The sequence below is a fragment of the Thermus thalpophilus genome, from assembly GCF_022760915.1.
Classification (GTDB): Bacteria; Deinococcota; Deinococci; order Deinococcales; family Thermaceae; genus Thermus; species Thermus thalpophilus.
On sequence record NZ_JAKTNS010000052.1, the window covers coordinates 1 to 10301 of the forward strand.

The following is a 10301-nucleotide window of genomic DNA, read 5'->3' on the forward strand; positions in this document are numbered from 1 at the left end:
AAGGCGCGGAAGTCCCTTGGGGTTATGCCCTATGGAGGTTTTGACGTGTACATAGGGGTTAGCGAGAGTTCCTTCCAGGAAGAGTACGTCCTCCGCCGCGCCCGCGGGGAACGGGTGGAGCCCCCAGGGGCGGGCCCCTTCCACGAGGAGGATACGGTGAGCCTAGACCCCACCCACCTGCGGCCTGTTCCGGGTAGCCCTGTAGGCCTTTTCGCCGCTTACCACGTATATCCTTACTATCCGGACTTCCTGGTCAACGAGCCCGCCTTGGGTGAAGAACGCTACCGGGCTTACCTGGAACGCCTCAAGGCCCACCACGGGGGCATGCCCCTTTTGATCGCCGAGTTCGGGCTACCCAGCAGCCGGGGCATTGCCCACTTCCACCCGCAGGGCCTACACCATGGGGGGCACAGCGAGGAGGCGCAAGCGGAAGGGGTGGTGCGGCTTTGGCGCGATATCGCCGAGGTGGACCTGGCCGGGGGAGTGGTGTTCGCCCTTTTGGACGAGTGGTTCAAGCGGAACTGGCTCTTCGCCGCCTGGGAAGCCCCTGAACGCGACCCCTTCTGGCACAACGTGCTGGATCCGGAGGAGAACTACGGCCTTCTAGCCGCCACCGCAAGCGGGAGCTTCCGCCTGGACGGCAAGGCGGGAGAGTGGGAGGAAGTGCCCTTTTCATTCCGTGAAGAGAGCCGTTTCCTCAAGGTTCACGCCGACCCCGAGTACCTGTGGCTTCTCTACCAAGGGCCCTTACCCTTCCGGCTTTACCTGGACACCGTCCCGGGGGGTGTAAAGGCGGCGGAGGGATTTGGCGCGGAGTTCTTCCTGGAAGTGGGAGCGGAAGGGGGAAGGCTGTGGGTGGAGCAGGGCTATTACCCCTTCCAAGCCTTTGACCTAGGCCTTCCGGGGACCGAGTACATCGCCTTCCGGGGCCCCACCCAGCCCGGGGAAGGCCGCTTCGTCCCCTTTGTGTTGGAACCCAACCGCCGCCGCACCGGCCGGGACGGGACCGACTACCCGAGGGCAATTTACGAGCTCGGGCGGCTCCAAAGGGGCCAAGACCCCAGAGGGGCCCGGGATCCCACGGCGGACTTCGCCCTGGGGGAAGGGGGCCTCGTGGAGCTCCGCCTCCCGTGGGGCATGCTCCTTTTCGCCGACCCGAGCCAACGCCTGGCATGGTACGCTCCAAAGCCCCTTTCCATAGAAGGCTTGGGCCTGCTTCTGCCGGGCACGAAACCCTTCCGCTTCACCTGGCCCACCTGGGAGGCGCCCGCCTTCACCCTCCGGCTCAAGCCCCTTTACTTCCGCTTGAAAGAAGCTTGGCAAGCGCTTCCCGAATAGGCAGCCCCAAGAGGAGGCCCGCCAGAAGGTAAAGGCCCACCCCCATTCCCCCGCCCAGAAAAAGAGGCCCCAAGGCCGCCAAAGAACTCTCCACCCGGGCCAAGGCCGAAAGACCCCAACCCGGCAAGGCGGCGAAAAGCCCGGCCAGATAGGCCCGCCCCAGGTAGCCGGGTAGATAACCCACCCCAACCCCTTCCCGGCCAAGAAGCCTTAGATATAAGGCAAAACCAAGCCACCCCGCCAGGGCGGTGGCCAGGTTGAGGGCGAAAAGCCCGGCGTCCCTCAGGAGCCAGTAGCCCAAGGTGTTGGCGAGGAACACCAGGGCGCTCGCCCCCACCGCCTGCCGCACCCGCCCCAGGGCGTAAAGGCCCCGGAGCAGAAAGGTGTTCACCCCCCAAGGAAGCACCGCCAAGCCCATGGCGGCCAGGACCTGGGCGCTGTAGGCCCGGTTCTCCGGGGTAAGGGGCCCGAAGAGGCCGAAAAGAAGCACCACCACATAGGGCGCCAACCCCAGGAAAAGCCCCCCCGCCAGGGCGAGGAGGAGGGAGAAGCGCTTGAGGGGTCTTTCCAGGAAGCGGGCGAGCTCCTCCCCCTTTAGGGCGCTCATCCGGGGAAAGTAGGCGATGGCCGGGCTCGTGGCCAAAAGGCCCAAGGCCATCTGGAACACCACCTCGGCGTTGTAAAAGCCCGTCACCGCCGCCGGAGGGTAGCGGGTGAGGATGTTGGTGAGAACCAGGTTCAAGAACTGCCGCAAGGAGGTGGTGAAGGCGAAGGGTCCAATGCGAAGAAGCGCCGTGGCGAAGGCCGGGTGCCAACGCCACTCCAGGCGAAGCCCCTTTAGGAAGGGAAGCTGAACCGCCGCCTGCAAAAGCCCCCCCAGGGCCACGGAAAGGCCCAAAAAGGTGGGGTCCCCAGGGAAGAGGGCCATGAGGCCGATGGCCGCCAGGTTGAAGGCGATGGGGCCTAAGGCGTAGGGCAGGAAGCGCTCCTCCGCCTGTAAGAGGGCGGAGAAAAGGGCGGCCATGGAGATGCCGAGGAGAAAGGGCAGGATGAGCCGGGTGAGGTGGACCACCTGGGCGAAGGCCCCCTCCTCCCGCAGGTGGCTTCCCTCCGCCACCAAAAGCCCCACCGCCCAGGGGGCGAGAAGGTAACCGAGGCCCAAAACGAGGAGGTTCACCCCCAAGAGGAAGGCGGCGAAGCGACGGGCGAAGGACCTGGCCTCGGCCTCGGGCAAGCTTTTGAGGATGGGGATTAGGGCGTTTTGCACCGCCCCTTCCGCCAAAAGCTCCCTGAGGAGGTTCGGCACCCGGTAGGCCACGTTGAAGGCGTCCTTTAGGGCGTCCGGGTAAAGGGCGTTGAAGACCGCCTGGCGCAGGAGGCCCAAGACCCTCGAGGCCAAGGTGCCCCCCATGACCAGGAGGACCTTACGCAGCATTGCCCTCCAGAACCTCCTGGAAGACCTCTATGAAATTCGCCTGGTTCACCACGGTGAGGCCGTGCAGGGCGGAAAGCTCCTTGGCCCTGGCCTTGTCCATGCCCAGCAGGACCAAGAAGCTTTCCCGGGCGGAAAGGCCCAGCACCTTCTTGAGCCCGGCGTACTTGGCGATGTGGGCCTGGAAGTCCCCAGTTTTGGCCTCAAACCAATACACCCGCTCCCCCACCCGCACCAGGACGTCCAGCTCCATGGCCTCGCCCCCCGGGAGGGTCACCTGGTAGCCCACCGCCACCTCGTGGGGCAGGTTCTTGGAACGGAGGAGCTTCCGAAGCCGCTCGGCCACATAGCGCTCCAGCCAACCCCCGGTGAGGAAGTTCTGCACCCAGCCCTCGGTGCTGGCCTTAGCCCGGATACGCCGCTCCTCGCTCTTGTAGTGGTAGCTGGTGAGGAGGGCGTACTGCTTGAGCAGGGTGCAAAACTGGGTGGAGTTGGCGATCTCCTCCTGGCTCGCCTCCGCCAAGGAAAGCTCAAACTGGCGCTTGGTGGATAGGCTCTGCTTCAGGCGCTCATAAAGCTTTTCCAGGCTGGGGTAGCGGTCCCCCAGGAAGAGGGAAAGCCGGGTCAGGACCTTCTCCTTCTCCTCGTCCTCCTCGGGCTTCTTCACCACCTGGATGCCGAGCCCTTTGAGCCACTCCTCCACCGAGGTGAGGCGTTTGGCCTTCGGCGGCTCCTGGGGCTTCGGGGGTTCTTGAGGTTTGGGCGGCTCTTGCGGCTTGGCAGGGGCTTGCGGCTCGCGCAAAAGCCGCCACATCTCCCCCGCCAGGGCGAAGAACCGGGCCCGCACGGGGTCCACCTCTTCCTCCAAACCGGGCGGGGTGAGCCCGGAACGCAAGGCCTGTAGGAGCCAAGCCTCCAAGGTTTCCCGCAGGGCCTCCCGGGCGGCCTCGAGGTGGGAAGCCTCCACCTTCAGCCCAAGCTCCGGGAGCTCCGCCAAAAAGCGCCCCGGGCCCAAGAGGTCGTACCGGGCCTGGGCCATGGTCCTTTCCAGAAAGCGGGTGAGAACGCCCACGGGCCTTAGCATAAAGGAAGGCCCCTCTTCCGGGGCCAAAGGTGGTGCCGGGGACGGGACTCGAACCCGTACGGGGGTAACCCCCCAGCGGATTTTAAGTCCGCAGCGTCTACCGTTCCGCCACCCCGGCGGGCGAAGTCCATCCTACTCAAAAAGGGGCGTCCCCGCCAAGCCGCAGGGTGAGGTGGGCGCCAAGCACCGCCTCCCCCGAGATGCGATAGGGCACGCCCAAAGCCTCCCCTAGGGCCCGGGCAAGGAAGCCGGGGCCGTTTTCCAGCACCTCTGTGCGGGCCGGGACCAGGTCCACCGGGTGGCGAAGCACCCTCAGGCCCAAGGCGTGAAGCCTTTCCTGTGCCCTTTCCGCTAAGGCCTCTTGTCCCGGGCCGTAGACCAAGGCCACCAGCTTGCCGCTCAAGGAAGCTTCCGCTTCCTGGGCCTCCCCCGCAAAGTAGAGGGCGAGAAGCTGCCGCATGGCCCCCTCGTCCACCTCCCACCCACCCCCGAAGCGCCCGGGAAGGAGGAGGCTAACGAGTTCGGGCCGCTTCATGGCGAAGCCCAGGATGGCCCCCCGCTCCCCTCGGGAAAGGTCCGTCTGCACATAAGGCTCCACCGCCGCCACCACCCGGGGCAAGCGGAGGAGACCCTTTGGGGAGAGGAGCTCCTCCTTTAGGGCGTGGAAGAAGGCCTGCTGCCGTTGCACCCGGCCGATGTCGCCTAGGGCGTCCTTGCGGAAGCGGAGGTAGCCCTCCGCCTGCACCCCGTTAAGCACCTGGCAGCCGGGCTCCAGGTCAATGGAAAGCCCAGCGGCGGTGTCCCGGTAGAGCATGGGCTTTTCCACGCACACCCGCACCCCCCCTAGGGCATCCACGCCCCGGCGCAGCGCCTCGGTGCTCACCACCAGGTAGCGCTCAGGCCGCACCCCGGTGAGGTGCGCCACCGCCTCCTTCATGAGCTCCGGCCCCCCCAAGGGGCTATAGGCGTTGATCTTGTGCCAGCCGTAGCCGGGCACGTTCACCCAAGTGTCCCGGGGAATGGAAAGGACCACCACCCGGTGGGCCAAGGGATCCAGCCGCACCAGGAGGACCGTGTCCGCCAGGCCCCGGAAGCGCTCGGGCGCGCGCCTGTGGTAGCCGGAATACTCGGGGCTAGAGCCGTAGACGAGGAGGGTGAGGGGCTCCTCTAGACCCGCCGGGGAGGGCAAAGCCCCCTGGCGCGCCACTGGGCCCAAAAGGGGGTAAACCCAGTAGAAAAGCGCCGCAAGAAGCCCCAAGAGAAGGACGAGTAGGAAGCGCCGCACAAAGGCCTAGTGTACACCCCGCCCGGTGAGGCGGATTAAGGGAAGCAGTGGGTGGAGTCCGCCATCACCCGGTCCGCCCGCACCAGGCCGAAGCCGTACTCATCATCTCGGCCCGAGGGTCCAAGGTCTTCAGCGGTGGCGGTGAGGCACTGGTAAACCTGGTCCGGGGTGGGCCACACCTTGCGTTCGCTGGCGTACTTGCTCATGTAAAGCGCCACCACCCCGGCCACAATCGGGCTCGCGAAGGAGGTGCCACTTCCCTTTGGGTATTGGGTGGGTTCCGGCCCTGCCACACGAAGGTCCACCCCCGGAGCCACTAGGCTCATCTCAGGACCATAGGAGGAAAAGTTGGCCCGGGTTTTGCTAGCCGTGACCGCTCCCACCGCAATCACCCCGGGGAGGTTGGCGGGGAAGTAAACACCTCGGGTTCCTCCGTTGCCCGAGGCCGCCACCACCACAGCACCCGCTTCCCTTACCCGCGCCACCGCATTCGCCAACAGCCCATCGCTTTGCCCCGGAGCGCCTAAAGATAGGTTTACCACATGGGCACCCAAGTTACGGGCCAGGTCCAAACCCTTAACCAAGTATGCTGTAAGGATATCCCCGGAGCTATCCATGACTTTGATGGGAACAACATACCCACCCCAGGTGACCCCAGCCATACCCCGCCCATTTCCGGTGTCTGCTCCGAGAATGCTCGCAACGGCCAGCCCGTGTCCATAATGATCCGTGCCGGGACTTTGGTCATCCCTCGGATCGGGATCACCCACCGCAACGTCCAGATAGACTCCTTGGGGGAGGTACTTGCTGGCAGCAAAATCCTCGTGCGGCAAGACCCCTGTATCCAGCACGGCGATGAGGGGCGGACACCCTCTGCCGGTACTCCTTTCCCAGGCCGCCTCAAGGCCCACCAATCCATTCAGATAAGACTCTTGGGCGGGGTACAGGGGGTCGTTGGGCACCGCTAGGGGGCGGTAGAGGTAGTTGGGCTGGACGTACTGCGCCCCTGCCCGCAGCAGGGCCTGGGCCTTCACCTTCTCCTGCCCCACGGGAACCTTCACCCGCAAAATCCCCCGAGGGAGCGCTTCTTGGAGCTCAGCCCCTTGGCTCCGCAGGGTTTGGACGGAAAGGCCGGACCTTGGAACCACCAAGAGTTCCCCCGGCACGTATGCTCCGGCAAAACGCCCCAAACCTTGGAGCCGAAGAGGCTCTTCTATGCTTTGCGCAGTTAGTGGCCCCACGGGGCACTCCACCGGGTTGATGGGGGGAGGGGGCGTCTGGGGGCAGGCAGTGAGGAGCAGGCTCAGCCCAAGGGCGATAGGCAGAAAGGCTAGGCGCCGCATCGGCCCCACTATACCGCCCGCCCATCCGGAACGCCTTAAGCCTCCCCTAAGGTTTCCACCACCCGCGCCGCCAGCTTCTCCAGGAAGCCAAAGAACATGGGCCCGTAGTGGGCGAGCTCGTCCCCGTCCGTGGCCGCAACGGGGAAGTCCCACCCCCGCTCCCGCGCCAGGGCCCGGGCCTTCTCTAGGGGGTTCCTACCCCACGGCTTGGGCTCGTAGAGGAAGAGGTCGGGCTTGCGCCGGGCCACCTCCTCCAGGTCGGGGGCGAAGTAGGCCTGGGGAACGTCCAGGAAGATGGGCTCCAGGCCCAGGTGCAAAAGGGCTTGGGCGATGTAGCTTCCCCGCCCCACGGTGATGGGCCCGCCCAGGTCCATCTCAAAGTAAACCCTTAGGCGAAACCGCCCCTTGAGGGCGGCGTAGCGGACCGAAAGCTCGTGGGCCAAGGCCACCGCCTTTTCCTCCAGGTCCAAGAGGTGGCCCAAGGTGGAAAGGTTCTCCAGGATGCCGTAAGGGCTTGTGGGCAGAGGCACGGCGTAGACGGGAAAGCCCGCTTCCTTAAGCTTGAGTGCCTGCTCCCGCTGCACCCCGGTGGAGAGAAGGACCAGGTCGGGCTCTAGGCTCCTCAGAAGCTCCAGCCGGGTCTTGGTGTAGGAGGCCACCACGGGCAGGGAAAGGACCTGGGCCGGGCGGTGGCAGAAGGCGCTCCGGCCCACGAGCCTCTCCCCCACCCCCAGGGCGAAGAGGGCGTCCGTGAGGTTGGGGGCCAGGCTCACGATGCGCGCAAAGCGGTCGGGTAGCTCCAGTGGCCCTAAGAGCTCGTGGAAAAGCCTCATCGCCTAAGGTCCAAGGAGCGGGCGTGGCCCTCGAGGCCCTCCGCCCGAGCGAGCACCGCCCCCTTGGCGGAAAGCTCCCTCACCGCCTTCTCCCCTAGCCCTATCACGGGGATCACCTTGAGGAAGTCCCGCACGCTAAGCCCCCCCTGGAAGCGTGCGGTGCCGGAGGTGGGCATCACGTGGCTCGGCCCGGCGATGTAGTCCCCCAGGGCCTCGGGGCTTCCCTCCCCCAGGAAGACCCCGCCGGCGTTTTGCACCTTGCCGAGCCAAGGAAGGGGGTCGGCCAGGGCCAGGCAGAGGTGCTCGGGGGCGTAAAGGTTGGCGAGCTCAAAAGCCTCCTCCAGGTCCCGGGTGAGGACGAGCCCCCCCCGCTCCAGGGCCCTTCGGGCGGTCTCCGCCCGGGGAAGGTCGGAAAGTTGCCGGTAAAGCTCCGCCTCCACCCGCTCCAAAAGGGCCTGCTCCGGGGAAAGAAGCCAGGGCTCGGAATCGGGGCCATGCTCCGCCTGGGCCAGGAGGTCGGCGGCGAGGAGCCGGGGAGAGGCGGAGCCGTCCGCCACGATCATGGTCTCCGTGGGGCCGGCGAGGCCATCCAGGCCCACCACCCCGTAGACCAGGCGCTTGGCCGCCACCACGTAGGCGTTCCCCGGCCCCACGATCTTGTCCACCCGGGGTATGCGCCCCGTGCCGTAGGCCAAGGCGGCGATGGCCTGGGCCCCGCCCATGGCGAAAAGCCGGTCCGCCCCCGCCACCCAGGCGGCGGCCAGCACCCCGGGATGGACCTTGGGGGGGCTCGCCACGATCACCTCCGCCACCCCCGCCACCTTGGCGGGCACCACGGCCATGAGGAGGCTGGAAAGAAGCGGGGCGCTCCCCCCGGGAACGTAGACCCCCACCCGGGAAAGGGGCCGCACCAGCTGGCCCAAAACCCCCGCCTCCTCCGCCCGCAAAAACCCTCCCCGGGCCTCCTCGCGGTAGAAGGCCTCTATGCGCTCCTTGGCGGTCTCCAAGGCGTCCCTAAGCTCGGCGTCCAGGTCGTCGTAAGCCTCGCGCCAGGCCTTCTTGGGGATCTCCTCCACGGGGTGGCCGTCCAGGTCCAGGCTCAAGCGGTCCAAGGCGGCGTCCCCCTCCTCCCGGACCGCTCGGAGGATGCCCCGGACGATCTCCTCCACCGTGGGGTCAAAGGAAAGCCCCCGGCAGGCGAAGCGCTCCCGTACCTCCTCGGCGCGGTAGATCATGGCTCCACTATACCCAGCGGCGGCGCCTTTTCGCCTCCTCCACCCCCTCCAGCACCGCCTCAAACACGTGGTCCCCCACCTGCTGGGCCAGGCGCACGGGTAGCCCCTCTTCCAGCTGCACCAGGCTTAGGCCCGGGCGCAGGCGGAAGTGCTGGCGAAGCCGCCCTTCCGCCTCGAGGTCCGAAAGCCGCTCCACGTAGACCCGCCCCCCCGGCATGGGAAAGCGGGCCACCTCCCCCGGCACCAGGGACAGCCGGGGAAGGTAGAGGACCAGGGAAAGGGGGTCGTGGTAGGGGACCAGGTAGGGCAGAGCCACGCTTTCCTTGCCCTGGCTCACCAGGACCACCCCTTCCTCCTCCAGGCGCTCCACGGTGAAGACCCTGGCCTCCCGCCCCTCCACTCGCTCGGCGAAGTAGCGGGAAAAGCCCTCGGGGTCGGTTTCCGTCTGCCAGCGAAGGCGGGTTTTGGGTAGGGGAAGGGTTAGCTCGGCGGTCAAAACAGCCCGCACCCCTTCCTCCCCCGGGCGCACCTCCAGCCGCCCTTCCCCCGCGGGCTCCCCGGCGAAGAAGTAGCGGTAGCGAAAGAGGGCTGGGCGCTCGGTCATGACCTTAGCGTACCTTGATGGTGAGGGGTGGGCCCGGGACCTCCAGAAGGTAGTCCACGGGGTCGCGTCCCGGCACCCGGATGCGCAGGCGGTAGACGCCTTTTTGGTCAAACTCCACCCGCCCCGGGGCCACCAACAGGAGCTGCCCCGGGGCGAGGTGGGAACCAGGGGGGGCCTCCAGGAGGAAGACCTCCGCCTTTTCCGTGGCGGGTTCCGTGCGAAACTCCATCACGTAAGCCCTTTCCGCCCCCCCACGGGGACGGAAGAGGAGAACCCCCGCCAACGCCACCAGCAGAAGCAGGGCAAGGAGCAAAAACCCTCGCCGGGAAGAGGGCTTTGGCGGCTCCACCACAGGGAAGGGGGGCTCTTCCCGCTCCTCTATGCGGATCACCTTGGGGCGGCTCGCCGGGGGCTCTTGCCCGCTTTCCGCTCCGTTCGCCTTTGGCACCGCCTCTTCCCCGGCCTTCTCCCCTTCCGGCTCCACGGGGAGGCGCTTGCGCCCCTGGGGGTCGGGCTCGTGCGGCGGCTCTGGGGACGGGGAGGGCCCAGGCTCCTGGAGAAGGGCGCCCAACCCCACCTCCTTCCGCCTTAGCCGCTTCAGGGTTTCCCGCAAGGGAAACTCGGCATAGCGCTCCCCCAAAAGCGCCTGGGCCAGGGCCACCAAAGCCTCTTCCGGCGCTCCCGCCAACGCCTCCATCCCCGCTCCGCCGAGCCAGATGCGCTTGCCCTTGACCAAGAAGAGCTCCGGGGGCGGGGCCAGGGAAACCCCTTTTTCCTCTAGGGCGAGGAGAAGCCGCGCCACCTCCTTGAGCCAGTGGGCGGCTCGCTCCGGGTCCGCCACCCCCAGGTACTGGGAAAGGGGCACCGCCCCCAGGGGCCACTCCAAGACCCACACCTCCGGAAGGACCTCTAGAACCGGCAAAAGCCCCTCCCCCACCACGGGGTTTCCCTTGGCTCCTTGGATGACCATCACCGGCATGCCGGTGCGGGTGTCCTGTCCCTCGTAAACGGTAAGGGCACCAATACGGGCGAGAATACGCCTTAGCCAATACGCGCCCAAAACCTCCATCCCCCCAAGTATACGCACCCTCCGGTCGTGTCAAGAGTTATGTGTAAGAGTCTGTGTACGGGGGGCATACCGCTCCTG

The 10301-nt window shown here is 66.7% G+C and carries 8 protein-coding genes, 1 tRNA gene and 1 pseudogene; 1 reads left to right on the forward strand and 9 read right to left on the reverse strand.

Annotated elements, in window-relative coordinates:
* Positions 1-1338 (forward strand): annotated as a pseudogene (locus tag L0D17_RS12275) (hypothetical protein); the annotation flags it as partial.
* Here L0D17_RS12275 and murJ read toward each other — a convergent pair.
* From murJ to L0D17_RS12320, 9 genes are all read right to left on the reverse strand, one after another.
* Positions 1286-2773 carry a murein biosynthesis integral membrane protein MurJ gene (gene murJ, locus L0D17_RS12280; RefSeq protein ID WP_243095574.1) on the reverse strand — a complete coding sequence of 496 codons (1488 nt, stop codon included), beginning with the start codon at positions 2771-2773 and terminating at the stop codon, positions 1286-1288. The pseudogene L0D17_RS12275 and the gene murJ overlap by 53 nt on opposite strands.
* Entirely contained in the window at positions 2763-3854 is a 1092-nt protein-coding gene (locus L0D17_RS12285; RefSeq protein ID WP_243095575.1) for a PDDEXK family nuclease, read from the reverse strand. Before L0D17_RS12285 ends, murJ begins: the two co-directional genes overlap by 11 nt.
* 30 nt (positions 3855-3884) lie before the next feature.
* Positions 3885-3972 (reverse strand) — tRNA-Leu (locus L0D17_RS12290).
* An 18-nt stretch (positions 3973-3990) separates the two neighbouring features.
* Entirely contained in the window at positions 3991-5139 is a 1149-nt protein-coding gene (locus L0D17_RS12295; protein ID WP_243095576.1) for an LCP family protein, read from the reverse strand.
* A gap of 35 nt (positions 5140-5174) precedes the next feature.
* Complete coding sequence (locus L0D17_RS12300) at positions 5175-6482, reverse strand: S8 family peptidase (protein ID WP_243095577.1); 1308 nt, start codon at positions 6480-6482, stop codon at positions 5175-5177.
* Positions 6483-6517: 35 nt separating this feature from the next.
* Positions 6518-7315 carry a helical backbone metal receptor gene (locus L0D17_RS12305; protein WP_243095578.1) on the reverse strand — a complete coding sequence of 266 codons (798 nt, stop codon included), beginning with the start codon at positions 7313-7315 and terminating at the stop codon, positions 6518-6520.
* On the reverse strand, positions 7312-8550 hold the full coding sequence (hisD, locus tag L0D17_RS12310) for a histidinol dehydrogenase (RefSeq protein WP_243095579.1): 1239 nt from the start codon (positions 8548-8550) through the stop codon (positions 7312-7314). The genes L0D17_RS12305 and hisD overlap by 4 nt, the downstream gene beginning before the upstream one ends.
* Positions 8551-8557: 7 nt before the next feature.
* Positions 8558-9154, reverse strand: a complete 597-nt coding sequence (locus L0D17_RS12315; protein WP_243095580.1) for a DUF3108 domain-containing protein — start codon at positions 9152-9154, stop codon at positions 8558-8560.
* A 4-nt stretch (positions 9155-9158) separates the two neighbouring features.
* The gene (locus tag L0D17_RS12320) at positions 9159-10223 is read right to left on the reverse strand and encodes a hypothetical protein (RefSeq protein WP_243095581.1); all 1065 of its coding nucleotides are present in this window, start codon (positions 10221-10223) and stop codon (positions 9159-9161) included.
* Positions 10224-10301 lie beyond the last annotated feature (78 nt).

What these genes read in the sequence shown, in the direction of transcription:
- L0D17_RS12320 (WP_243095581.1), bottom strand. Translation starts at nt 10,223, where the DNA reads ATGGAGGTTTTGGGCGCGTATTGGCTAAGGCGTATTCTCGCCCGTATT.
- L0D17_RS12300 (WP_243095577.1), bottom strand. Translation starts at nt 6,482, where the DNA reads ATGCGGCGCCTAGCCTTTCTGCCTATCGCCCTTGGGCTGAGCCTGCTC.
- L0D17_RS12315 (WP_243095580.1), bottom strand. Translation starts at nt 9,154, where the DNA reads ATGACCGAGCGCCCAGCCCTCTTTCGCTACCGCTACTTCTTCGCCGGG.
- murJ (WP_243095574.1), bottom strand. Translation starts at nt 2,773, where the DNA reads ATGCTGCGTAAGGTCCTCCTGGTCATGGGGGGCACCTTGGCCTCGAGG.
- L0D17_RS12285 (WP_243095575.1), bottom strand. Translation starts at nt 3,854, where the DNA reads ATGCTAAGGCCCGTGGGCGTTCTCACCCGCTTTCTGGAAAGGACCATG.
- L0D17_RS12305 (WP_243095578.1), bottom strand. Translation starts at nt 7,315, where the DNA reads ATGAGGCTTTTCCACGAGCTCTTAGGGCCACTGGAGCTACCCGACCGC.
- hisD (WP_243095579.1), bottom strand. Translation starts at nt 8,550, where the DNA reads ATGATCTACCGCGCCGAGGAGGTACGGGAGCGCTTCGCCTGCCGGGGG.